Genomic DNA, 23,350 nt, shown 5'->3' on the forward strand with positions numbered 1-23,350 from the left:
GCGAAAAGGGTACGCGGCCGTGCCGGCGCAGGTCCCGGGCGCGTCGCCGATACCCTCGCGTGGTGTGTCGCAGCGTGCCTTCGACGCGAGGGTGCCGCGACGCGCTATCGTCCCCGTTCGTGCGGAGCGTGAGGCGGTGCTCGCGAACCGGGTGCGCCAACCCGGCAGTCGCCACGCTCACCTACGCCTATGCGGACTCCACCGCCGTCGTCGGCCCGCTCGCCACCTACTCCGAACCGCACAGCTACGACCTGTGCGAGGAGCACGCGCTGCGGCTCACCGCCCCCCGTGGCTGGGAGGTCGTCCGGCACCAGGGCGAGTTCGTCGCCCCCCAGCCTTCCGTGGACGACCTGACCGCGCTCGCCGAGGCCGTGCGGGAGGCCGGCCGCGCCGATCGCCCGGTCGAACAGGCAGAGGCCCCCGCGGGCAGCGGGCGACGCGGTCACCTGCGGGTCCTGCCCGATCCCGTCGAGGACTGACCGAGCCCGCACATCACCCACCCGGACGCCGGTAGGCTGCCGCAGGCAGTGCGGTGGCTCCTGTCAAGGGGCAGCCGATGGCAGAGGTGAAGCCGAGTGACTCGGGAGTAACGCGTGCGCGACCTGTCCGGAATCGTCAAGGCGTACGACATCCGTGGAGTGGTGGGTGAGCAGCTTGACGCGGACATCGTCCGCGACTTCGGCGCTGCCTTCGCACGGCTGGTCGGCGGTCCGGCCGTCGTCATCGGGCACGACATGCGCGACTCGTCTCCCGGCCTGGCCTCGGCGTTCGCCGAGGGCGTCACCGGCCAGGGCGTCGACGTGGTCAGCATCGGCCTGGCCAGCACGGACATGCTCTACTTCGCCTCCGGCCGGCTGAACCTGCCCGGCGCGATGTTCACCGCGAGCCACAACCCGGCCAAGTACAACGGCATCAAGCTGTGCCGGGCTGGCGCGGCCCCGGTCGGCCAGGACACCGGGCTGGCCGCGATCCGCGAGGGCGCCGAGCAGGGCGTCCCGGCCGCCGACGGCGTCACCCCCGGCAGCGTCTCCGAGCGCGACATGCTCGTCGAGTACGCCGCCTACCTGCGTGAACTCGTCGACCTGTCGGGCAGCCGCCCGCTCAAGGTCGTGGTCGACGCCGGCAACGGCATGGGCGGCCACACCGTGCCGAGCGTCTTCGCCGGGCTGCCCATCGAGGTCGTGCCGATGTACTTCGAGCTGGACGGCAACTTCCCCAACCACGAGGCGAACCCGCTCGACCCGAAGAACGTCGTCGACCTCCAGGCGAAGGTCGTCGAGGTCGGCGCGGACGCCGGCCTCGCCTTCGACGGCGACGCCGACCGCTGCTTCGTGATCGACGAGCGCGGCGAGCCAGTCTCCCCGAGCACGATCACCGCCCTGGTCGCCGTGCGCGAGCTGGTCAAGGAGCCCGGCGGCACGATCATCCACAACCTGATCACCTCCAAGGGCGTCCCGGAGATCGTCGCGGAGCACGGCGGCAAGCCGGTGCGCACCCGCGTGGGCCACTCCTTCATCAAGGAGCAGATGGCCGCGACCGGCGCGATCTTCGGCGGCGAGCACTCGGCGCACTACTACTTCCGCGACTTCTGGCGGGCCGACACCGGCATGCTGGCCGCGCTGCACGTGCTGGCCGCGCTCGGCGAGCAGGACCGGCCGCTGTCGGAGCTGACCAGCGAGTACGGCCGTTACGCCGCCTCCGGCGAGATCAACTCCACGGTCGACGACCAGGCCGGCCGGATGACCGCCGTGCAGGCCGCCTTCGCCGGCCGCGACGGGGTTACCGTTGACGAGTTGGACGGGCTCACCGTGAACCTGCCCGACGGGTCGTGGTTCAACCTCCGCCCCTCCAACACCGAGCCGCTGCTCCGACTCAACGTGGAAGCCGCTGACGCGGACGCGGTCGCCGCGCTGCGCGACGAGGTTCTTGCCCTCGTCCGCAGCTGACCGCGCGGGCGGTGGCCCGTGCCGCACCTCGCACGCCACTGCCCGGACCACATCGCCGAACGCAAGGAGAGACCGTGGCCGTCCAGCTCGACCCGCAGTTGTTGGAGATCCTGGCGTGCCCGTGCCCGGAGCACGCGCCGTTGCAGGTCGGCACACCCGAGGACGCCATGGCCGACTTCCTCACCTGCACCTCGTGCGGCCGGGCCTTCCCGGTGCGCGACGGCATTCCGGTGCTCCTGCTCGACGAGGCCGTCGACGCGGCGGCGGCCCGACAGGGCGCCGGTGACGGCGCGGTCTCCGCGAGGTCGGCGGGTTCGCCTGCCGACGGAGACTCGACGGCTGGGTGAGTTCGGTGCTCGACGACAGCCTGCTCGACGACTCGGCCCGGCTCGCCGACGCCGACACCGCCGGGTTCCTGCGGGCGGCGGCGCTGGCCGGGGCCCAGGTGCGGGCCACCTCGGAGGCCGCGGCCGAGCTGGGTGTTTCCGCCGTCCTGGCCGATGTGCGGCCAAGGGCGCTCGTGCTGGTCACGCGGCCCGGCGTCGGGCCGGCCGTCGCCCGGCTGGTGGGCGCGCTGCTCGGCCCGTCCTGCCCGGTGCCGGTCGTGGTCGCCGACAGCGTGCCGACCTGGGTCGGCGCGCTGGACGTCGTGGTGGCGCACACCGACGACTCGAACGACGTCGTGCTGGCCGAGACCGTGGACCGCGCCGCCCGCCGGGGCGCGCAGATCCTGCTCACCGCGCCGCAGGACGGCCCGGTCGCCGCGGCGGCGGCCGGCAGGGCGCTGCTGTTGCCGCCGAGGATCGAGCTGCCGCGCGGTTTCGACTTCGTCAGGGCGCTGACCGGCGCGCTGATCGTGCTCGGACAGCTCGGCCTGTTGCGCACGGACCTGGACATGCTGGCCGACGAGCTGGACCGGGAGGCCGAGCGCGGCCACCCGATGCACGAGTCGTTCGTGAACCCGGCGAAGGCGCTGGCGCTGCGCCTCGCCGACCGCACGCCGCTGCTGTGGGGGCTGGACGAGGTGGCGGCCGCCGTCGCGGGCCACGGCGCGGCCACGCTCGCCGGCCGGGCCGGCGTGGTGAGCGACGTCGCCGACTACCAACAGGCGTTGACGCGGCCGGTGCTGCACCGGCTGGCGTTGCAGGGTGGATCCGAGGCCGATCTGTTCGCGGATCCCGACGACGGGCCGTCCGGCGCGCAGCTGCGGGTGCTGCTGCTCGCCGTGCGCCAGGGGCCCGCCGCGGAGCAGGCCAGGCGGACGGCCGAGCGCATGCTGCCCGGCGCCGATCTGCTCGAGCCCGCAGAAGAGGTGTCCGGGGGCGACGCGGTCTGTGCCGCACTGCTCGCCCTGCGATTCGAGTTGGCCGCGCTGTACCTGGGTCTTGCCGCCGGAACGTTGGGCGGCTCGGGGCAGTTCGCGCCTACCGCCGTCTGAGCGTCAGACGCTCTGGCGTGCCGATGAGGGAGTGAGTTACCAAGTGGACTTGCTGCGAAACGCAGTGCGGCCGTACGCGTGGGGATCGCGCACGGCCATCGCCGACCTGCTCGGGCGTGAGGTGCCCGCGCCGCACCCCGAGGCCGAGCTGTGGCTCGGCGCGCACCCCGGCGACCCGTCGACGGTGCTCGGCGCGGACGGCGAGCGTTCGCTGCTGGACCTGGTCACCGAGGACCCGATCGGTCAGCTCGGCGAGCGGTGCGCAACGCGCTGGGGCAACCGGTTGCCGTTCCTGCTCAAGGTGTTGGCGGCCGAGGAGGCGCTGAGCCTTCAGGCGCACCCGTCCGCGGCGCAGGCGGCCGAGGGTTTCGCGCGCGAGGAGGCCGCCGGCATCGGCCGCGACGCGCCGACCCGCAACTACCGCGACCCGACGGCCAAGCCCGAGCTGATCTGCGCGCTCACCGAGTTCCACGCGCTGGCCGGGTTCCGCGACCCGCAGCGCACGGTGACGCTGCTGCGGTCGCTCGAGGTGCCGGAGTTGGCGCACTACACCGAGCTGCTGGCCGTGCAGCCGGACGCCGACGGCCTGCGCGCCCTGTTCACCACGTGGATCACGCTGCCCCAGCCCACGCTGGACGCGTTGCTGCCCAAGGTCCTCGACGCGTGCGTGCTGCACGTGAAGGCGCACGGCGAGTTCGACCTGGAGTGCCGCACGATCCTCGAACTCGGCGAGGCCTACCCCGGCGACGCCGGGGTGCTGGCCGCCATGCTGCTCAACCGGCTCGTGCTCCAGCCCGGCGAGGCGATCTACCTGCCGGCCGGCAACCTGCACGCCTACCTGCACGGCACCGGCATCGAGATCCTGGCCAACTCGGACAACATCCTGCGCTGCGGCCTCACCCCGAAGCACGTCGACGTGCCGGAGTTGTTGCGGGTGCTGGACTTCACCTGCGGGGACATGCCGGTGCTCGGCGGCGACCCTGCCGCGCCTGGCCTGCTGACCTACCGCACGGACGCGCCGGAGTTCGAGCTGTCCCGCATCGAGCTGGCCGGCGGCGCGGCCGGCGAGGCCGTGGTCGGCAGCGTCGGTCCCCGCATCCTGATCTGCACGCGGGGTTCGGTGCGGCTGCGCACCGCCGACGGCGAGGCCGTGACGCTGGTGCGCGGCCAGTCGGTGTGGCTGGCCGCCGCGGAGCCCGAGGTGCTGCTCGACGCGGTCGGCGACGCGCCAGCGCAGGTGTTCCTGGCCACGGCAGGCGCGGCTTAGGGTTTCGGGTAAACCGGACCGGCTCGGGGAGTGCACTGTGTCAGCAGGCGGCGGGACAAGGGCGATCATCGCGGCACTGGCGGCGAACGCCGGCATCGCCGCGGCCAAGTTCGTCGGCTTCCTGATCACCGGTTCGTCCTCGATGCTCGCCGAGGCGGTGCACTCGGTCGCCGACACGTCCAACCAGGGCCTGCTCCTGTTGGGGCACCGGACCTCCCGGCGTGCGGCGAACGAGGAGCACCCGTTCGGGTACGGCCGCGACCGATACTTCTACTCGTTCGTGGTGGCGCTGCTGCTGTTTTCCCTCGGCTCGGTGTTCGCGCTCTACGAGGGCATCCACAAGATCGGGGACCCAGAGCCGCTGTCCTCGCCGCTGGTCGCGGTCGGCATCCTCCTGGTGGCAATTCTCCTTGAGGGGTACAGCTTCCGCACCGCGATCGGGGAGTCGCGGGAGCTCAAGGGGCAGTCGAGCTGGTGGCAGTTCGTCCGCCAGTCGCGGGTGCCGGAGCTGCCGGTGGTGCTGCTTGAGGACGCGGGGGCGTTGCTCGGCCTGGTGTTCGCGCTGGTCGGCGTCGGTCTCGCGGTGGTGACCGGGAACCCGGTCTGGGACGGGATCGGCACCCTCGCGATCGGCGTGCTGCTCGGCGTCATCGCGGTCTTCCTGATCGTGGAGATGAAGAGCCTGCTGATCGGCGAGGGCGCCACCGGCGCGGAGCTGGCCACGATCGTCGGCGAGCTGGAGGCCGGCAGGGTGGACCGGGTCATCCACATCCGCACCCTGTACCTGGGGCCGGAGGAGCTGTTGGTGGCGGCGAAGATCGCGCTCACGCCTGGGCTTCCGGTCGACGAGGTGGCCACGGCCATCGACGACGCCGAGCTGCGCGTGCGCGCGAAGGTGCCCAACGCCAAGCTGATCTACCTCGAACCCGATCTGGACCGAACGCCGTTCGCCGCCCAATAGGGACCTCGACGACCTTCGAGACTTCAGCGACCTTCTAGACCTCGGCGACTTTCGGGACCTTGGCGACTTTCGGACCTTTCGCACTAAGGTGACCGGCGAGGCACGCACCGTGACCTCGACGACGAGGAGGAAGACCTTGCCGGGCACCGGGCTGTGGCGCACCAAGTCCATCGAACAGTCCATTGCGGACACCGACGAGCCGGAAACCAAGCTCCGCAAGGAACTCACCGCACTCGACCTGACGGTGTTCGGCGTCGCGGTGGTCGTCGGGGCCGGCATCTTCACCGTGGCCGCGAGCACCGCTGGCAACATCTCGGGGCCGTCGGTCTCGCTCGCGTTCGTGATCGCCGCGATCGCCTGCGGCCTCGCCGCGCTGTGCTACGCCGAGTTCGCCTCGACCGTGCCGGTCGCCGGCAGCGCGTACACCTTCTCCTACGCCACCTTCGGCGAGTTCGTGGCGTGGATCATCGGCTGGGACCTTGCGCTGGAGTTCGCGCTGGCCGGCGCGGTGATCGCGAAGGGCTGGTCGGCGTACCTCCAGCAGGTCATCGGCCTGACCGGCAGCACCATGTCCACCTCGGTGAAGCTCGGCTCGCTCGACTTCGACTGGGGCGCGGTGCTCATCGTCGTGGTGATCGGATTGCTGCTGGCCAAGGGCACCAAGCTGTCCTCGCGGGTCAGCCAGGTGATCACCGCGATCAAGGTCGCCGTGGTGCTGCTGGTGATCGTGGTCGGCATCGGCTACATCAAGACGGAGAACTACACCCCGTTCATCCCGCCGGCCGCGCCGGCCGGCGGCTCCGCCGGCAGCGGGCTGGAGCAGTCGCTGTTCTCCCTGATTGCGGGCGGCGGCACGAGTACGTTCGGGCTGTTCGGCCTGCTGGCCGCCGCGTCGACGGTGTTCTTCGCGTTCATCGGCTTCGACATCGTGGCGACCACCGCCGAGGAGACCCGCCGGCCGCAGCGCGACCTGCCCAGGGGCATCTTCGGCTCGCTGGCCATCGTCACCGTGCTCTACGTCGCCGTCTCGCTGGTGCTGACCGGCATGGAGTCCTACAAGAACCTCGCCACCGGGGCTGACGGCGTGAAGAAGACGCTCGCCAGCGCGTTCGCCGCGAACGGCGTCACCTGGGCGGCCGCGGTGATCTCGATCGGCGCGCTCGCCGGCCTGACGACCGTGGTGATGGTGCTGCTGCTCGGCCAGACCAGGATCCTGTTCGCGATGTCGCGGGACGGCCTGATGCCCCGCGCGCTGGCCAGGACCGGCCGCAACGGCACTCCGGTGCGGGCCACCGTGCTGGTCGCCGTGCTGGTGATCGTCGCGGCCGGCTTCTTCCCGGCCGGCAAGCTGGAGGAGATGGTGAACGTCGGCACGCTGTTCGCCTTCGTGCTGGTGTCCGCGGGCGTGATCGTGCTCAGGAGGACGCGGCCGGACCTGCCGCGCGGGTTCCGGGTGCCGCTGGTGCCGTTGGTGCCGATCCTGGCGATCCTGGCCTGCGCGTGGCTGATGCTGAACCTCACCGTGCTGACCTGGCTGCGGTTCCTGGCGTGGATGGTCCTCGGCGTGCTGGTCTACGCCCTCTACGGCCGCAGGCACTCGGTGCTCGGCCGCCGTCAGCGGGCCGAGGCCGCCGAGCGGGCTGGTCCGGCCGCGCCTGCCGGCCAGGACACGCCCTAGTGTGCGCGTGGTGATCGACGAGGCGGGTGGGGGCGGCGTGCCAACGGTGTTGTGTCTTGACGTCGGCTCCACATGGACCAAGGGCTCGCTGGTGTCCGAGCGCGGCGTGCTGCTCGGCACGGCTCAGCATCCGACCACGCCGCCGGAGGTGTTGGACGGTGTCCGAGCCGTGACCGAGGACCTCGGCGCGCACGGTGCCGAGGTGCTGGCCTGTTCCTCGGCCGGCGGCGGGCTGAGGCTGGCCGTGGTCGGCCAGGAGCGGTTGGTGAGCGCGGAGGCCGCGTACCGGGTGGCGCTGTCCGCGGGCGCGAAGGTCGTGCACGTGTCCTCCGGCGAGCTGGACGGCGCGGGCCTGCGCACCCTGCGCGCCTCGCGCCCCGACCTGGTCCTGCTGGTCGGCGGCACCGACGGCGGGGACGCCTCGGTGTTGCTGCACAACGCGCGTCGCCTCGCGGTGAACCGCGTGACCTGCCCGATCGTGTTGGCCGGCAACGCATCGGCCCGCGACGAGGCGCTGGACCTGTTGCGCGGCACCGGTCGTACCGTCGTGCCGACCGACAACGTGCTGCCCGACGTCGGCGAACTGGCGCCGGGCCCGGCGCGCACCGCGATCCGCGAGGTGTTCCTGGACCACGTGATCGGCGGCAAGGGCCTGTCCAGGGGGCCCGCGTTCCGCCGCCTGGTCAGGGCGGTCACGCCGGACGCGGTGCTGGCCGGCGTGTCGCGCCTGTCGGCCGTGCTGGCGGCCGGCCAGGACGCGGCCGGCGCGGTGCTGGTCGTGGATGTCGGCGGCGCCACCACGGATGTCTACTCCGCCGTGTCCACTGTGGACGATTCGGCGATCGAGCGAACGGTGGCGCTGCCGGCCGACCGCAGGACCGTCGAGGGCGACCTAGGCATGCGCTGGTCGGCCCCAGGCGTCGTCGCCGAGGCGGTCACGGAGCGCCTGGTCACCTCGGCCGAGGCGGCGTCCCTGCACGCCGAGGCGGGCCGCCGCGCGGCCGAGGTCGACTGGGTTCCCGGCGACGCCGAGCAGGTGGCGGTCGACCTGCGGCTGGCCGGTCTCGCCGCGGTCCTCGCCGTGCGCAGGCACCTGCGGTTGGTGGATGGTCAGCTGGGTCCGCGCGGTGCGGGCCTGTTGGTGCTGTCCGGCGGCGTCTTCCGGCACGCGGGTGATGCGGGAGTCGCCGAGGTGGAGGAGGTGCTGCGGGCCGACCCCGTGCTGCGTCCCGTCCTGCGCGAGGCGGCCGTGCTGGTGGACGCGAGCTACGTGCTCGCGCCGGCAGGCCTGCTCGCCTCGGCCGGCCGGGCGGAGGTCGCCGACCGGCTGCTGACCGACGCGCTGAGCCACCGCGCGGTGCCGAGCGCATGACCGTGCGGCGGCACGGCGACGCGGTGCGCGGCAGGGTCGTCGGCGAGGCGGCGGAGCCGTGCGACGCCGGTCGCCCCGGGTGCCAGGAGGGGCCGATGGTCGTCCTGGCCCGGTCGGTCAGGAACCCAGCGGTGGCTTGACTTCTTCGGCTGGGGTGCCCGCTTTTGTCCCACTCGGGATCGGCGCTGTCAGGATCCCAGCGGCGGCTTGACTTCTTCGGCCGGGGTGCCCGCCTTCCTCGCCACTGGCAGCACCAGGCCCGACGCGGGCGGGGGCGAGTCGGCGCGTTCCAGGCCCGCCGCGATGGCCACCGCGCGGTCCCACTCGGGATCGGCGCTGTAGTCGGCGTGGCCGTTCACCCCCGGCAGCCAGCGCCGGCCGGCGAACGGGCCGCGCTGCGGGTCGGGCAGCCAGTGGTCGGCCCCGAGCACCAGCGCGCCGGTCGGGCCGGTGGTCGCCGCCTCGAGCGCGCCTTCGGTGCCGTCCTCGCGGAAGCCGACGCCGAGCAGCATCCCGTCGAACACCTGCCGCCGCCACGTCGTCACCGCGCCGCCCAACGGATCCGTCCCGCGACACAGCGCCCGCCAGCGCCCGCCGAGGCCGCCGGCCAGCTCGGCCAGCGACGAGTGCGGCACCACGGCGGGGAACGCCCTCGGGTAGGCCCACTGGAGTTGCGAGCCCGCCGTGATCAGCCCGACCCGCGAGCGGTCGGCCTCCGGCAGGCTCTCCAGCAGCCGCGCCGCCGCGACCGCGACCAGCAGCGTGCCCTGGCTGTGCCCGGTCAGCACGACCCGCGTGCCGGGGTCCTTCAAGTGCTCCGCGGCCCTCGCGGCGACCTCGGGCACGACCTTGAGCGCGTAGCACGGCGGCACGGTCGGGTGCGCCTCGCGGGGCCAGAACGACGCCAGGTCGGCGAGGATCCCCACCCGTCGCCCGGTTTCCGGCCGCCGCGCGGCCAGGTACACCAGCCGCAGCAGGCTCACCGCGAGCAGGCCGAGCGCGGCGACACCCACCGTCGAGAACGGTCGCGCCCACGCGGCGGGCGGCACGCCCTTCAACCGCAGCACCGCCGACACCAGCGCGCCGCCGCACAGCACGGTCGCCATCACCAGCAACGCGTGGTGGCTGTGCCGGCGCTCCCACCTGGCCCACCACCATGCGCTGGCCGCGCGCGCCGCGTCCTGCGGTCGGTCGGCGTGCAGCAGCGCCACCTCGCGCGGCCAGGCGCGCCCGCGCCGCTCGGTGACCCACCGCACCACGAAGGTCGCCCCGCCCGCGCACAGCGCGCTGACGGCGGCGAGCGTCCCGGCGACGCCCCACAGCAGGCTGAGGTAGTCGTATCCCTGCGGCAGCGTCAGGCTCCGGTCGATCAGCGGCCGGATGGTGAGCGCGATCCCGGCCCCGAACCCGCCGCCGAGCAGCGCGGCGATCGCGAGCATCGGCGCGGCCATCCAGCCGCCCGCCCACGGCCGCAGTTCCCTCGGCAGCGCGGACCACGTGCGCCTGGCCAGCAGCGCGGCCGGCACCAGCAGCACGGCGAACACGATGCTCACCACGCCGAGCAGCGCGGCGACGACCTGCACGGTGACGTCGGTGCCGGGCAGCCTGACCGGCAGGTCGACCGGTAGCGGGCCGAGCACGACGGCCGTGCCGACCAACAACAGCCCGGACGCGCCGACCAGCACCGTCCTCGGCCACGCGCCGAGGCCGACGCGCACCCATCGGCCCGGCCGGTGCGGGGCTCCTCCGGTGGGGTCGTCCAGCAGCATCACGCCGAGCGCGGTCAACCCGAGCAGCGCGAGCGCGATCGTCCAGCACACGGTGACGCCGACGCCGGTGGAGGACGGCGCGGCTGGGCCGCCGAGCGCAAGCAGCGCGATGACGGCGAGCGAGGCCGCGGTGTGCAGGGCGCGCATCGCGGCGGTGTCTGGGTCGGCGGCCACGCTCGCGCCCGGCATGCCGGACAGCGTCTGCCCCGGCCGCCCTTCCTTCGGCGCAGTGAGGTCGATCTTCCAGTCCACTGTGGACACTCGATGCAGCACGAACACCGCGACGGCGGGGATCAACAGGCCGAGCGCGGGCCGGAACCAGGACAACTCGCGAAGCTCGTTGGGCACCAGGCTGCCGAGGCACGGCGCGTTCGGCGCGAGGCACTGCGCGGCGATCATGTCGAGGCCCACCACGGTGAGCTGGCTGATCAGCAGCGTGGTGAGCAGCAGCGCGGCCAGTCGGAGCAGCGCGCGCAGCAGCAGGCCGAGCGCCTGGGCGATCGCGCTGCGCTCCGGCGCGGGCGGCAGCATCCAGTGCGCCACGTTCGCCAGCGAGAACGGGAACAGCAGCGCCCACGTCGCCTTCGCCCAGCCGCCCGAGGTCATGCCGCCCCAGATGTAGCCCTCGACGATGCGCGGCACCGGGCGGCCGTCGGCCTGGAGCACCGGCCCCGGCGCGGGCCGCAGCAGCCGGTCGGCCGGTCGGACGATGCGGCCGACACCGTCGCCGGCGACGTCGACCGCGGCAACCGCGTCGACCAGCGACTCCGCGGTGGTGCCCTGCACGCCGTGCACCCGCAGCTCGACGACGCGGGTGTCGTGCCCGGGTAGCAACACGGTTCCTCCAACAAGCCTTCGCAACAGTGCAGATTCGACGATTGTCGTCAGCGACGGACCCATCCTGAGGCATTAGGGCCGGGTTTCCGCCGATCGGAGGCTTCAGGCGTGTCTGATTGCCGCGCTTCGTCTGATCCGGCCCGTGGCCTGCTACGACGTTCGCGGCGCGGCCCGCCGCGAGCACCAGCGCGCTCGGCCTATCGGGCACCTCACTCGCGGAGTCAAGCGAGTCTTGAGTAGGGCAGCGGTAGTGTTCGGGGTCGACCCCTGACGCCGTGGAGGAAACGCGCGATGACCGCCGACAGGCTGCAAAACCGCAACGGCATTGACTTCGCTGTGGCCGATCTGACCCTGGCCGAGTTCGGCCGCAAGGAGATCAGGCTGGCAGAGCACGAGATGCCCGGCTTGATGGCCCTGCGCCGCGAATACTCCGAGGTGTACCCGCTGCGGGGCGCCCGCGTGTCCGGGTCGCTGCACATGACCGTGCAGACGGCCGTGCTGATCGAGACGCTGGTCTCGCTCGGCGCCGAGGTCCGCTGGGCGTCCTGCAACATCTTCTCCACCCAGGACCACGCGGCCGCCGCGATCGTGGTCGGCCCGCACGGCACCGAGGAGGAGCCCAAGGGCGTCCCGGTGTTCGCCTGGAAGGGCGAGTCGCTGCCGGAGTACTGGTGGGCGACCGAGCAGATGCTGACCTGGCCCGACGGCGAGGGCCCGAACATGCTGCTCGACGACGGCGGCGACGCGACGCTGCTGATCCACAAGGGCACCCAGTACGAGGCGGCGGGCGTGGTGCCAAGCGCCGAGGACGACGACTCCGACGAGTGGAAGGTCATCCTGGAGACGCTGCGCGCGTCGCTGGCGAACTCGCCTGGCAAGTGGACCAAGATCGGCGAGGGCATCCGGGGCGTCACCGAGGAGACCACCACCGGCGTGCTGCGGCTCTACCAGCTGGCCGCCGCCGGTGAGCTGCTGTTCCCGGCGATCAACGTCAACGACTCGGTGACCAAGTCGAAGTTCGACAACAAGTACGGCATCCGGCACTCGCTGATCGACGGCATCAACCGGGGCACCGACGTGCTCATCGGCGGCAAGGTCGCCGTGGTGTGCGGCTACGGCGACGTCGGCAAGGGCGCGGCCGAGTCGCTGTCCGGCCAGGGCGCGCGGGTGATCGTCACCGAGATCGACCCGATCTGCGCGCTCCAGGCGGCCATGGACGGCTACCAGGTCGCCAGGCTGGAGTCGGTGCTGCCCATCGCCGACATCGTGATCACCACGACCGGCAACAAGGACGTCGTGATGGCCGAGCACATGGCCGTCATGAAGCACCAGTCGATCCTCGGCAACATCGGCCACTTCGACAACGAGCTGGACATGGCCGGCCTGGCCCGCTACCCGGGCGTGCGCCGCATCAACATCAAGCCGCAGGTCGACGAGTGGGTCTTCCCCGACGGCCACTCGATCATCGTGCTGTCCGAGGGCCGGCTGCTCAACCTCGGCAACGCCACCGGGCACCCGTCGTTCGTGATGTCGAACTCCTTCTCCAACCAGGTGATCGCGCAGGTCGAGCTGTTCACCAAGTACGAGGAGTACGACAAGGAGGTCTTCACCCTCCCCAAGCACCTCGACGAGAAGGTCGCCAAGATCCACCTTGAGGCGCTCGGCGGCGAGCTGACCAAGCTCACCAAGGAGCAGGCCGAGTACATCGGCGTCGACGTGGAGGGCCCCTTCAAGGCTGCGGCCTACCGCTACTGACACCTGCCATGAAGGGTCCCTGCACCGACGTTCACCGTCGTGCAGGGACCCTTCGTGGCATCAGGTCCACTCCACGGCGACGCCGGCAAGGCCGGGGCCGACGTTGGCGAAGTACGCGCTGACCACCCCGCCGAGTCCGCACACGAGGTCGTCGGCCTCGACGGGTGTCGTGTCGTCCCGCACCCGGAACTGGCGGGTGCAGCGCGCCGGCAGGACTCTGCGATGGAAACCCATCTGTAGCAGGTAGTTCGGGCAGTTGTCGCGGAACGTGCGCTGGAAGCCCGGGGTGGCCGTGCCGGGCTCGTCGATCACGGTGAAGCTGAAGACGTGGATCTCGCCCTCGCTGAGCCTGCGGTCGAACAGCAGCTCGGCGACCATGCCCCTGGAAGACGGCTGGCGGCGTAGCCTGCCCTGCCGGCAGCCCTCGGCCGTGCGGACCGTGGCGAGGTCGATGTGGCAGCCCTCGTCGCCCTGGTGCACGGCGAGGTACCGGTCCGGCCCTGACCGCATGGCCCGCACCACCAGCCGGGTCGTCACGCTGCGCTGCTCGCGCTGGGCGCCGACCAGCACGGTGTCGTGCACGGACAGCACGTCGAGGTCGGTGTTGCAGCGGATGCTCTCCGGGATGGCGTCGAACTCCGCGAGCAGCGCCGTGGTGTCCGCCCAGGTCCGCGACAGGTCCGCGAACGCGGCCTGCGCTGGCCGTTCCGCGCCGGGCGGCCGGTGTCGCGGCCCGATCAGCACCAGCAGCGAGTTGGCCGGCAGGTGCAGCACCGTCTCCAGCGCGCGGACCGTGCTGATCGCCCTGGGCACCTCGGGGTGCCGCAGGCCGCGCTGCCAGTAGCTCAGCGTGGACTGGCCGACCTGCACGCCCAACCGGTCGAGGTGCGCGCGCAGCCGGGCGAGCGAGAGCCCCCGGTGCGCGATGGCCTCCCGGAGCGCGCGGTGGAACGGCCCGTAGCGCAGCGTCTCGGCGAGCTGCGCCGGCAGCCCGGCCGCCGGGTCGACCGGTTCGCCGGGCCCAGTGTCTCCGGCCACCGCGGCACCACCTTCCGCACTACCGGGTGTTCACATCGCGTGAACCCGGAGTGAACGTTCACCGTAGTCACTCGATCCGGTGACGGAAAGACTCCCACTGACCTGCCTGGACGGCACACCACCCGGTTCCGGAACCCGGGTGTTCCACGGAACGGTCCGCCGGGTCGTTCGACCCACTTGTCCGACTGGTCGGGACCTCTCAGCGTTGGGTCCGCTCCGCCTCGCCGACCCCGCCACCCCTGCCTACCGGGCGGTTTCGGCGATCCCTGCTGATCGGAACGGATCCGGAAGGAGGCTGACCGTGCGAAGGAGATTTGCGCTCCTGACCCGCGTGCTGGCCGCCATGTCGGTCGTGCTCGGCACCTGGATGCTCGTCCAGGCCCCGGCGACGGCCGCCCAACAGCCCGGGGCGCTCGCCGCCTCGGTGCCGTCCTCCTACCACGACTACATCACCATGCAGGCCCAGCAGAAGAACCAGTGGTGCTGGGCCGCGTCCGGCAACACCATCGCGGCGTACTGGAACTACTCGGTGTCCCAGAACGACTTCTGCGCCTACGCCAAGAACCGCAGCACCAGCTACGACTGCCCGAACTGGCAGGGCACGCTGGACGACGTCCAGAACGCCTTCTCCCAGCTCGGTTTCAGCTACACCGGGGACTACGTCTGGAACACCGTCAGCTTCGGCACGGTGCAGAACCAGGTCTCCGCCAACCAGCCGCTGGAGACCCGCATCCAGTGGAACTCCGGCGGCGGGCACATGCACGTGCTCTACGGCTACGACGCGAACGCCGGCACGGTCTCCTACGGCGACCCGTGGCCGTCCAACCAGCGCTACAACACCATGTCCTACAACTACTACGTGAGCAACGGGTCGTTCTCGTGGACGCACACGCTCACCGGGATCAGGGGGTGAGCGCGTCATGATCCGTACCGTGCTGCGCGCGGTGGCGATCACCGCGATCGGCCTCGCCGCCGTCCTCGGTGGCGCTGGCGCGGCCTCGGCCGACCCGTCGACGCCGGCGGGACAGCCGACGGCGCAGGAACTTCAGGCCGTGCGGGCGGCGGTCGGCACACCTCAGGTCCAGCAGCAGTTGGCCGGCGTGCACTACCCGGGCGCGGCGGCCAGGGCCAATGCGGCGCAGGGCCAGACCGCGTCGGTCGGCGGCCAGACGCTGCCGGTTTACCAGCTGGGCAAGGACTTCGTGGCGGGGGTGGCCGGCGCGCCGATCGGCGATCTCGCCTACGTCGCGGTGCCGGCGCGCACCGGCGACGGCGCGACGGCGACGCTGTGGACCGCGCGGCAGGCCGGCTCGTGGCAGGTGGTCAACATCGCGTCGGGAGACCGTGAGTTCTCCTTCGCCGGCGCGCTGCCGGCCGGGTCGTTCCTGCTGCACGAGCCGCAGATCGACGCCTGGTACGCGGTGTCTGGCGGTGTGGTTCGGGTGCTGGATGTGCCGGGCGTGGCGACCGGCACGGTGTACGGCCTCGCCGACTACCAGCGGGCCGTTGCCGACCGGTACGCGGACAAGCAGCCGGGTTCGGCCTACGCGCGGCAGGGCAGGGCGGGCGGCTTCGACGTCCTGTCCGGCCGTGACGCGCCGACCTCGCCGGGTCAGCCGGCAGGCGCCCCTGCGTGGCTGCCGTTCCTGCTGCTCGGCGGCGGCCTGCTGGTCGCCGGCGCCGCCACGGCACTGCTCCGCCCGGCTCTGCGCAGGTGAGTCGGGTCGGCCGGGCTCGCGTCGCCGAGGCGCCGTGAGCCCAGCGCGCCCCAGGACCCGGAGCATGCACCGGGCCCTGGGGCGCGTCCGGGTTCTGGTGTGTCGGACCGGGGCAGGGCGGGTCAGGACCGGGGCGGACGCGGCGACCCGTAGGGTTTGCCGGGTGGGAAAACTGCTCGTGATCGAGGGCCTGGACGGTGCCGGCAAGCGCACCCTCGCCGGGGCGCTGACCAAGGAACTCCAGGCGCGCGGCGCGTCGGTGACGAGCCGGGCGTTCCCTCGGTACGAGGAGGACGTGCACGCCGAACTCGTGCGTGACGCCCTGCACGGCCGGCTTGGCGACCTCGGCGACTCGGTGCACGGGATGGCGGTGCTGTACGCGCTGGACCGGCGGGCCGCCGCCGACTCGCTGCGCGCCGACCTCGACCGGCACGACGTCGTGCTGCTCGACCGCTACGTCGCCTCGAACGCCGCCTACGGCGCCGCGCGGCTGCGCCAGGACGCCGACGGCGAGTTCGTGGCCTGGATCCGCGAGCTGGAGATCGTCCGGTTCGGGGTGCCGACGCCGGACGCGCACCTGCTGCTGCGGGTGCCGACCGAGCTGGCCGCCGACCGAGCCGCGCGGCGCGAGCGCGCCGATGCCGAGCGGGTCAGGGACAACTTCGAGTCAGACGCCGACCTGCAACGACGCTGCGGCGAGGTCTACGACGGGCTCGCCGAGCGCGGCTGGCTCGCGCCGTGGCACGTGCTGGACGGATCCACCGTTCTCGATCTTGGCGACCTCGCCGAGACACTGACCGGTCACCGAACGTTGAACGGTAACGCCTCACAGAGTCACTAAAGAGTGAAGATGCTGTCTTAGGGTAGTCGCTGCCCAGGGGGGAGAGTGGACCCGAAGGAGAGCGTCGATGCCTGACGAACGCCGGCCCCCCGCCGGAGTAAGCCGGACCGCAACGCTCATCGCCCAGGCGCGAGCCGGCGAGCACGCGCGCGCGGACCGCCTGTTCACGGACCCGCTGGCCGGGCCGCTGGCCGAGGCGGTCGGCGGGACACCGGACCTGGCCGGCGTGCTCGACCTTGCCGGCGAGCACTTCGTGCTGCGCACCCGCTACTTCGACGACTACCTGCGCAAGGCGTGCGCGGGCGGTTGCGCGCAGGTCGTGCTGCTCGCCTCCGGCCTGGACACCAGGGCGTACCGGATGGACTGGCCGCACGACGTGCGCGTGTTCGAGCTGGACCTGCCCGACCTGCTCGCGTTCAAGGACGAGGTGCTCGCCGACGCGGGCGCGCGGCCGAACTCGCGCCGCATCGTCGTGCCGGTCGACCTCACCGACGACTGGCCCGCCGCGCTGCTCGCCGCGGGCTTCGACCCCGATCGGCCGACGGCCTGGCTGGTCGAGGGCCTGTTGATGTTCCTGTCGAACGAGGCGAACGACCTCCTGCTCGACCGGATCAGCGACCTGTCCTGCGTGGGCAGCACCATCGCCATCGAGCACTTCAACCCGGCGTTCCGCGCGCTGCCGCAGATGCGCCCGGTGCACGACCGCTTCGCCGAGCTGGACGCGCTGGCCGCCTCCTCCGTCGAGGACCCGGTCGCGTGGCTCGGCCGGCGCGGCTGGCAGGCCGAGGTCACCGACCAGGTGGACCTGGCGCGGGAGCACACCCGCCCGGTGCCGAGGGTCGTCGATCCGGCGCTGGTCGGCGACGCGCGGATCTGGCTGGCGAGCGCGGTGTTTACGCCACCAGAGTGAGTCGTCGGATGTTCGGCTATACGCTCGGTAACAAACCGAGGTCGAGCACGGATAATTCGCTGACGACTCCTCGCGACGAGAAGGGTTGGCTGTGTTGGCCGTCACCCGTCGCGTTCGGAGACCTTGACGGGGCGAGGTGGCCAGGTGGAACGACTACGGCGGACGACTACTGACTGGGCTCGGCCGGCGACCAGCAGCGATGATCACCGGGCGGTGCGCGAACGTTCCATGAACAGTGCGACGATGTTCGGCATGAAGGCACGCGTTCTCGTGGTGGACGACGACCCCGCCCTCGCGGAGATGCTGACCATCGTCCTGCGGGGCGAGGGGTTCGACACCGCCGTGGTCGCCGACGGTGCCCGCGCGCTGCCGGCGCTGCGGGAGCTCAAGCCCGACCTGGTGCTGCTCGACCTCATGCTGCCCGGCATGAACGGCATCGACGTGTGCAAGGCGATCCGCTCCGAGTCCGGGGTGCCGATCGTGATGCTCACGGCCAAGAGCGACACCGTGGACATCGTGCTCGGGCTGGAGTCCGGCGCGGACGACTACGTGGTCAAGCCGTTCAAGCCGAAGGAGCTGGTCGCCCGCATCCGGGCGCGGCTGCGGCGCACCGAGGCGGAGCCCGCCGAGATGCTCGCCATCGGCGATCTCACCATCGACGTGCCCGGCCACGAGGTGCTGCGCGAGGGCGGGGCGATCCAGCTGACTCCGCTGGAGTTCGACCTGCTCGTGGCGCTCGCCCGCAAGCCGAGGCAGGTGTTCACCCGCGAGGTCCTGCTCGAGCAGGTCTGGGGCTACCGGCACGCGGCGGACACCCGGCTGGTCAACGTGCACGTGCAGCGGCTGCGCTCGAAGGTCGAGCGCGATCCCGAGCACCCCGAGGTCGTCCTGACCGTCCGAGGCGTCGGGTACAAGGCCGGCCCTCCGTGACGATTGCTCGGCAACCGACACTGGGCAGTACTGTCTCCGTGACGTTGTACGACCAGGATCGGACTGCATGAGAGTCCACACCCGACTGGGGCGCCTCGCGGTGCGCGCGATCTATCGCGCGATCCGTGAGGCGCGTCGTCGTTGGGTCGCCTTCGGCGAGATGTGGCGCCGGTCGCTGCAACTGCGGGTCGTGGTCAGCACGCTCGCGCTGTCCTCGGCCGTGGTGTTCGTGCTCGGCATGGTCCTCCAGACGCAGATCACCGACCGCCTGCTGGAGACCAAGACCACCGAGGCCGTCCGGCAGGCCGAGTCGAGCGCGTCGGTCGTGCAGCGCGAGCTGGTCGGGGTCAACCCGGGCGTGGACAGCCTCAAGAGCCGGTTCTCCAGCGCGCTGAACAAGCTCACCAGCACCGCCAACGGTGCCGACACCAGCGGTTCCGTCGCGGGCGCCTTCGAGTCGGTGCTCGCCGACGGCTTCGCGGTCGGCGCGGACGGCAGGCCGACCTCCGTCGGCCCCTACGACGACGTGCCGCAGGGCCTGCGGCAGCTGGTGCAGAACGGCACGCCGGGCACCCAGATCACCACCCGGCAGCGCGACTCGGGGCCGACCACCTTCCTCATCGCCGGCGTCTCGGTGAGCGGCAGCCCCAGGGCCATGCAGCTCTACCTGCTGTTCCCGCTGACCACCGAGCGCAACACCATCGACGTGGTGCAGAGCACGCTGGTGGTCGGCGGCATCGTGCTGCTGTTGCTGCTCGCCGGCATCGCCAACCTGGTGACCAGGCAGGTCGTCCGGCCGGTCCGGCAGGCCGCCGAGGTCGCCGAGCGGTTCGCCGACGGCAGCCTCGACGAGCGGATGCCCGTGGTCGGCGAGGACGACGTGGCCAGGCTCGCCCAGTCCTACAACGAGATGGCCGAGAGCATCCAGGAGCAGATTCACCAGCTCGAGGAGTTCGGCCAGTTGCAGCGCCGGTTCACCTCCGACGTCTCGCACGAGCTGCGCACCCCGCTGACCACCGTGCGGATGGCCGCCGACGTGCTGCACGCGTCGCGGGAGCAGTTCCCCGGCGGGCTGGCCCGCTCCACCGAGCTGCTGGTCGACGAGCTGGACCGGTTCGAGTCGCTGCTCGGCGACCTGCTGGAGATCAGCAGGCTGGACGCGGGCGTCGAGGAGCTGTCCGCCGACCTGGCCGACGTGCGCATCGTGGCGCGGCGGGCGCACGACTCGGTGCGGGCCATCGCTGGCGGCACCGGCACGGTGATCGAGCTGCACATGCCCGACGAGGAGGTCGCCGCCGAACTCGACGCGCGGCGGGTTGAGCGCATCCTGCGCAATCTGCTGGCCAACGCGGTCGACCACGGCGACGGGCTGCCCGTCGAACTGACCGTGCTTGGCGACGAGGACGCGGTCGCGGTGACCGTGCGCGACCACGGCGTCGGCCTGCGTCCCGGCGAGGCCGACCTGGTCTTCAACCGGTTCTGGCGGGCCGACCCGTCCCGCAATCGCCGCACCGGCGGCACCGGGCTCGGGCTGTCCATCAGCGTGGAGGACGCCAGGCTGCACGGCGGCTGGCTGGAGGCGTGGGGCGCGCCAGGCCAGGGCGCCTGCTTCCGGCTGACGCTGCCGCGCCGGCAGGGCCACGTCCTGGTCGGCAGCCCGCTGCCGCTGGCTCCTGAGGACGCCGTCGAGCCGGACGAGTCGGCGCTGGCCGAGGAGCAGCAGGAGCCCGAGGTCGTCGAGCTGCGCGCCGAGGAGCTGACCTGGCAGCCCGCCGAGCCGGTCACCGGCGCCGAGCCGCCGCGCGCGACCGCGGCCGAGCCGAGCAAGCCGGAGGAAAGCCTGCGATGAGTCGACGATTCTCCCTGCGCGGGGCCAGGCTGCCGCTCGTCCTGCTGTGTGCGCTGCTGCCGCTGGTCGGCTGCGCGGCCATCCCGACCGAGTCGCCCGCCAAGCCGGCAGGCGACGCGCGCGCGTCCGAACAGGCGCAGCCGGCCGCCCCGCCGCCGCGCGACCTCGACCCGCAGAACCTGGTGCGGCAGTTCGTCGAGGCCACGGCCAACCCCGACCGCGGGTACGCCGCCGCCATGCCCTACCTGACCAAGTCCGCGCAGAAGGCGTGGGACACCACGGCCACCGTGACGATCATCGACGACACGTTTCAGACCGTGCCGAACCCGACCGCGAAGGACCAGCCCGACCTGGACAAGCAGCGCGTCGTCACGCTGCGCGGCAAGAACGTCGGCCAGCTCAGCGCCTCCGACAACGCCTTCGTGCCGAGGATTCCCTCCGACGTCGAGGCGACTCTGCACCTGGAGCGGCAGGACGACGGGCAGTGGCGCATCGCCGACGCGCCGCCAGGTGTCTTCGTCACCGAGGCCGGCTTCCGCACCAACTACACGCAGGTCGCCGTCTACTTCTACAACCAGGACCAGACCATCCTGGTGCCCGACCTGCGCTGGGTGGCCTCGGCGGGCTCCAGCGGCGGGGTGCAGGCGCGGGTGATCGACGCGCTGCTCAAGGGCCCGTCCGACGGGATGAAGTCGGCGCTGCGCAACGCCCTCGGCAGCAAGGTGAAGGTCTACACCGCCGTGGCGCCCGCGGACGACGGCTCGCTCCTGGTCGACCTCAGCCAGCTGCCCGACCTCACCGACCAGACCAAGCGGCAGGTCGTCGCCCAGGTCGTCCGGTCGCTGGCCAGCGTCACCACCAGCCGCATCAAGGTGCAGTCCGACGGTGTCGACCTGTTCGCCGACCACAAGTTCTGGCGGCCGGAGGACATCACCACCGACGACCCGCAGACCACGCCCAACGCGGAGCTGCGCGGCATGGTCGTGTCCGGCGGGCAGGTCAGGTCGCTCAAGGACGGCAGCCCGGTAAAGGGGCCTGCCGGCACCACGGAGTACGACGTGCAGACCGCGGCCCAGTCGCTGGACGGCTCGGAGCTCGCCGTGGTCAGCAAGACCGCGCAGGGTGTCAAGCTGCGGGTCGGCAAGGCCGACCAGCAGCTGCGCGAGGTGGACCAGCTGCCGCCGGGCGACCTGACCAGGCCGACCTGGATGCCGAGCGCCACGCCAGGTGGGCCGGGTGCCGAGGTGTGGACCGTGGTCGACCACTCGGACGTCGTGCAGGTGCTCGTCAACGGCGACACCACGTCGACCCGCCCGGTGAATGCTGGCGAGCTGACCAGCTACGTGCAACGCTACGGCCCGATCACCGACCTGCGGCTGTCCAGGGACGGCACCAGGGTGGCCGCGGTGATCGGCGGCAGGCTGGTCGTCGGCTCGGTGGCGCGGGCCCAGGACTCCGCGAGCATCAAGTCGGCGAGGGTGTTGCAGCAGACCAGCCTCGGCAGCACGGTGACGGCGGTGGACTGGCCGTCGCAGGAGGCCGTGGTGGTGGCGACCACCTCGTCCTCGCAGCCGGTGGTCAAGGTGTTCGTCGACGGCTTCCAGGTCGACCGGTTCAACACGTCCAACCTGACGGTGCCGATCACCTCGCTGGCGGCGGCCCCGAGCCGGCCGGTCATCGCCGTTGACCGCACCAGCATGTGGCAGGCCACCGACATCGGCGAGGTCTGGCGGGCGAACCCGACGTTCTCCGGCCCGAACCAGATCGCCTTCTACCCCGGCTAGCGTCGCCTGATCGGGTGACGGTCGGCCGATCCGGTCGATCATGGCGCCGGGCTGTCGGTGCCGTGCGGCAGGGTGCCGGTATGTCCATTGTGGCCGGTGTGCTCGACCTCGTGCTGCCCCGACGCTGTGCCGGCTGCGCCGCGCCGGACGTGACGTGCTGCCTGGCCTGCCGAGCCGAGTTCGGCGGGCCCCTTGACGTGCGGCGGTCGGTCCTGGCCGCCGGGCCGCCGGTGTACGCGCTCGCCGAGTACCGGGGCGCCGCCCGCGAACTGGTGCTGGCCTACAAGGAACGCGGCAGGCGGGAGCTGGCCGGCACGCTCGGCGGCGTCGTCGCCGACATGCTGCCGTGGTTGCCCGGCGCGCGGCCCTCGACCGACGGCACGTGGTGGCTGGTGCCGGCGCCGTCGCGTCGGTCGGCGGCCAGGCAGCGCGGTGGCGAGCACATGCGCAGGCTCGCGGCTGGCGCGGCCGCGCGGCTGGCGGACCGGGGTCGCCCCGCCGCGGTGGCGCCCGCGCTGCGGCTGGCCCTCGGGGCACGGGACTCGGTCGGGCTGGACGCGGCGGGCCGGCGGGCGAACCTGGCGGGCCGGGTCCGGCCGAGGACCGAGGGGCTGCCGGTCGAGGCGACGCCGGTGGTGCTGCTCGACGACGTGATCACGACGGGCGCGACGGCGGCGGCCTGCTGCCGGGTGCTGGCCGCCGCCGGTGTCGAGGTGACCGCGGTGCTGGCGTTGACGGTGGCGGGCGGCTAACACCCGGCCCGCTCGTGGGGCGGGTGAGCGGCCCGTCCCAGTCCGTGAGAGTCGAACGGGATCGCGGCCGCGCCGTCGTCCGCGCAGGTCACGGCCCCATTCTCGGCCGAGGGGCCGAGTGGTCCTTCGTCCGGGGGACGGAAGATCCGAGTGGCCGGTTTGCGCGCGCGCCGGAGTGTCAACCCTCGTACGGGCGAGACGCAGTCACACGTCCGGTTAATTGATCGAGTTGGCCCGCTGGGGCACCGTGTGAGGGCCATGACGGGATGGGAGAGGTTCGCGTGAGCCGTTGGTTGACGTCGTCGCTGCTGGACAGGCTGGTCGGCTTCGGTCCGGCAGTCGGGCTTGGGCTGGCCGGCATCCTGCTGTTCGGGTCGGCGCAGCTGCCGATGTTCTCGACTGGCCCGTCCGAGGCCGCACACGGCGTGGCGCATTCCTCTCATATCACTCAGATGAGTGAACCTATCGACTCGGTCGCGGACCGGCGGTGAACCCCAACCTGCAC

Annotated in this window: 21 protein-coding genes; 19 read left to right on the top strand and 2 right to left on the bottom strand. The window is 72.2% G+C overall.

Going from position 1 to position 23,350, the window contains the following annotated elements; all coding sequences use genetic code 11:
* Positions 1 to 119 precede the first annotated feature (119 nt).
* From F0L68_RS19225 to F0L68_RS42475, 9 genes are all read left to right on the top strand, one after another.
* Positions 120 to 479: a DUF3499 domain-containing protein gene (locus F0L68_RS19225; protein ID WP_188316674.1), complete on the top strand. Its 360-nt coding sequence runs from the start codon at positions 120 to 122 to the stop codon at positions 477 to 479.
* A gap of 114 nt (positions 480 to 593) precedes the next feature.
* Positions 594 to 1,946 (top strand): phosphomannomutase/phosphoglucomutase, encoded by a 1,353-nt coding sequence (locus F0L68_RS19230; protein ID WP_149850986.1) that lies wholly within the window; start codon positions 594 to 596, stop codon positions 1,944 to 1,946.
* Between the two features lie 74 nt (positions 1,947 to 2,020).
* The gene (locus tag F0L68_RS19235) at positions 2,021 to 2,293 is read left to right on the top strand and encodes a Trm112 family protein (protein WP_149850987.1); all 273 of its coding nucleotides are present in this window, start codon (positions 2,021 to 2,023) and stop codon (positions 2,291 to 2,293) included.
* Positions 2,294 to 2,298: 5 nt separating this feature from the next.
* Positions 2,299 to 3,384: an SIS domain-containing protein gene (locus tag F0L68_RS19240; protein ID WP_149850988.1), complete on the top strand. Its 1,086-nt coding sequence runs from the start codon at positions 2,299 to 2,301 to the stop codon at positions 3,382 to 3,384.
* Between the two features lie 43 nt (positions 3,385 to 3,427).
* On the top strand, positions 3,428 to 4,651 hold the full coding sequence (gene manA / locus F0L68_RS19245) for a mannose-6-phosphate isomerase, class I (RefSeq protein ID WP_149850989.1): 1,224 nt from the start codon (positions 3,428 to 3,430) through the stop codon (positions 4,649 to 4,651).
* 37 nt (positions 4,652 to 4,688) lie between these two features.
* Positions 4,689 to 5,612, top strand: coding sequence for a cation diffusion facilitator family transporter (locus F0L68_RS19250; protein WP_149850990.1), 924 nt, complete (start codon positions 4,689 to 4,691; stop codon positions 5,610 to 5,612).
* Between the two features lie 136 nt (positions 5,613 to 5,748).
* A complete protein-coding gene (locus F0L68_RS19255; RefSeq protein WP_149850991.1) occupies positions 5,749 to 7,290 on the top strand; it encodes an amino acid permease in 1,542 nt (513 codons plus the stop codon).
* Between the two features lie 10 nt (positions 7,291 to 7,300).
* Complete coding sequence (locus F0L68_RS19260; RefSeq protein ID WP_223198936.1) at positions 7,301 to 8,662, top strand: glutamate mutase L; 1,362 nt, start codon at positions 7,301 to 7,303, stop codon at positions 8,660 to 8,662.
* Complete coding sequence (locus F0L68_RS42475) at positions 8,659 to 8,802, top strand: hypothetical protein (RefSeq protein ID WP_188316675.1); 144 nt, start codon at positions 8,659 to 8,661, stop codon at positions 8,800 to 8,802. The genes F0L68_RS19260 and F0L68_RS42475 overlap by 4 nt, the downstream gene beginning before the upstream one ends.
* Before the next feature lie 48 nt (positions 8,803 to 8,850).
* Here F0L68_RS42475 and F0L68_RS19265 read toward each other — a convergent pair whose 3' ends face one another.
* Positions 8,851 to 11,268, bottom strand: coding sequence for a hypothetical protein (locus tag F0L68_RS19265; RefSeq protein WP_223198937.1), 2,418 nt, complete (start codon positions 11,266 to 11,268; stop codon positions 8,851 to 8,853).
* Between the two features lie 291 nt (positions 11,269 to 11,559).
* Here F0L68_RS19265 and ahcY point away from each other — a divergent pair, with 291 nt between their 5' ends.
* Positions 11,560 to 13,023, top strand: a complete 1,464-nt coding sequence (ahcY, locus tag F0L68_RS19270) for an adenosylhomocysteinase (protein WP_149850993.1) — start codon at positions 11,560 to 11,562, stop codon at positions 13,021 to 13,023.
* A 60-nt stretch (positions 13,024 to 13,083) separates the two neighbouring features.
* Here the strand turns inward: ahcY and F0L68_RS19275 are convergent, their stop codons facing one another.
* Entirely contained in the window at positions 13,084 to 14,061 is a 978-nt protein-coding gene (locus F0L68_RS19275) for a helix-turn-helix domain-containing protein (RefSeq protein ID WP_223198938.1), read from the bottom strand.
* A 367-nt stretch (positions 14,062 to 14,428) separates the two neighbouring features.
* On the opposite strand from F0L68_RS19275, the gene F0L68_RS19280 reads away from it, so the two are divergent.
* From F0L68_RS19280 to F0L68_RS19320, 9 genes are all read left to right on the top strand, one after another.
* Positions 14,429 to 14,974, top strand: a complete 546-nt coding sequence (locus F0L68_RS19280) for a papain-like cysteine protease family protein (protein WP_438672297.1) — start codon at positions 14,429 to 14,431, stop codon at positions 14,972 to 14,974.
* A gap of 7 nt (positions 14,975 to 14,981) precedes the next feature.
* On the top strand, positions 14,982 to 15,779 hold the full coding sequence (locus F0L68_RS19285; RefSeq protein ID WP_149850994.1) for a hypothetical protein: 798 nt from the start codon (positions 14,982 to 14,984) through the stop codon (positions 15,777 to 15,779).
* 163 nt (positions 15,780 to 15,942) lie between these two features.
* Positions 15,943 to 16,620, top strand: a complete 678-nt coding sequence (locus F0L68_RS19290) for a dTMP kinase (RefSeq protein WP_223198939.1) — start codon at positions 15,943 to 15,945, stop codon at positions 16,618 to 16,620.
* A gap of 67 nt (positions 16,621 to 16,687) precedes the next feature.
* Entirely contained in the window at positions 16,688 to 17,530 is an 843-nt protein-coding gene (locus tag F0L68_RS19295) for an SAM-dependent methyltransferase (protein ID WP_149850996.1), read from the top strand.
* A 252-nt stretch (positions 17,531 to 17,782) separates the two neighbouring features.
* Positions 17,783 to 18,460, top strand: coding sequence for an MtrAB system response regulator MtrA (gene mtrA, locus F0L68_RS19300; protein ID WP_149850997.1), 678 nt, complete (start codon positions 17,783 to 17,785; stop codon positions 18,458 to 18,460).
* Positions 18,461 to 18,527: 67 nt separating this feature from the next.
* Positions 18,528 to 20,309, top strand: coding sequence for an MtrAB system histidine kinase MtrB (mtrB, locus tag F0L68_RS19305; RefSeq protein ID WP_149850998.1), 1,782 nt, complete (start codon positions 18,528 to 18,530; stop codon positions 20,307 to 20,309).
* On the top strand, positions 20,306 to 22,093 hold the full coding sequence (locus F0L68_RS19310; RefSeq protein WP_149850999.1) for an LpqB family beta-propeller domain-containing protein: 1,788 nt from the start codon (positions 20,306 to 20,308) through the stop codon (positions 22,091 to 22,093). Before mtrB ends, F0L68_RS19310 begins: the two co-directional genes overlap by 4 nt.
* An 80-nt stretch (positions 22,094 to 22,173) precedes the next feature.
* On the top strand, positions 22,174 to 22,845 hold the full coding sequence (locus tag F0L68_RS19315) for a ComF family protein (RefSeq protein WP_188316677.1): 672 nt from the start codon (positions 22,174 to 22,176) through the stop codon (positions 22,843 to 22,845).
* A 281-nt stretch (positions 22,846 to 23,126) separates the two neighbouring features.
* Complete coding sequence (locus F0L68_RS19320) at positions 23,127 to 23,336, top strand: hypothetical protein (protein WP_149851000.1); 210 nt, start codon at positions 23,127 to 23,129, stop codon at positions 23,334 to 23,336.
* The last annotated feature ends 14 nt before the right edge of the window (positions 23,337 to 23,350 follow it).

It is taken from the genome of Solihabitans fulvus (assembly GCF_008386585.1).
Classification (GTDB): domain Bacteria; phylum Actinomycetota; class Actinomycetes; order Mycobacteriales; family Pseudonocardiaceae; genus Solihabitans; species Solihabitans fulvus.

Excerpts from the sequence above, each read along its gene's own strand:
- F0L68_RS19315 (WP_188316677.1), top strand. The coding sequence starts at position 22,174 with ATGTCCATTGTGGCCGGTGTGCTCGACCTCGTGCTGCCCCGACGCTGT.
- mtrB (WP_149850998.1), top strand. The coding sequence starts at position 18,528 with ATGAGAGTCCACACCCGACTGGGGCGCCTCGCGGTGCGCGCGATCTAT.
- F0L68_RS19310 (WP_149850999.1), top strand. The coding sequence starts at position 20,306 with ATGAGTCGACGATTCTCCCTGCGCGGGGCCAGGCTGCCGCTCGTCCTG.
- F0L68_RS19280 (WP_438672297.1), top strand. The coding sequence starts at position 14,429 with ATGCTCGTCCAGGCCCCGGCGACGGCCGCCCAACAGCCCGGGGCGCTC.
- ahcY (WP_149850993.1), top strand. The coding sequence starts at position 11,560 with ATGACCGCCGACAGGCTGCAAAACCGCAACGGCATTGACTTCGCTGTG.
- F0L68_RS19285 (WP_149850994.1), top strand. The coding sequence starts at position 14,982 with ATGATCCGTACCGTGCTGCGCGCGGTGGCGATCACCGCGATCGGCCTC.
- mtrA (WP_149850997.1), top strand. The coding sequence starts at position 17,783 with ATGAAGGCACGCGTTCTCGTGGTGGACGACGACCCCGCCCTCGCGGAG.
- F0L68_RS19295 (WP_149850996.1), top strand. The coding sequence starts at position 16,688 with ATGCCTGACGAACGCCGGCCCCCCGCCGGAGTAAGCCGGACCGCAACG.
- F0L68_RS42475 (WP_188316675.1), top strand. The coding sequence starts at position 8,659 with ATGACCGTGCGGCGGCACGGCGACGCGGTGCGCGGCAGGGTCGTCGGC.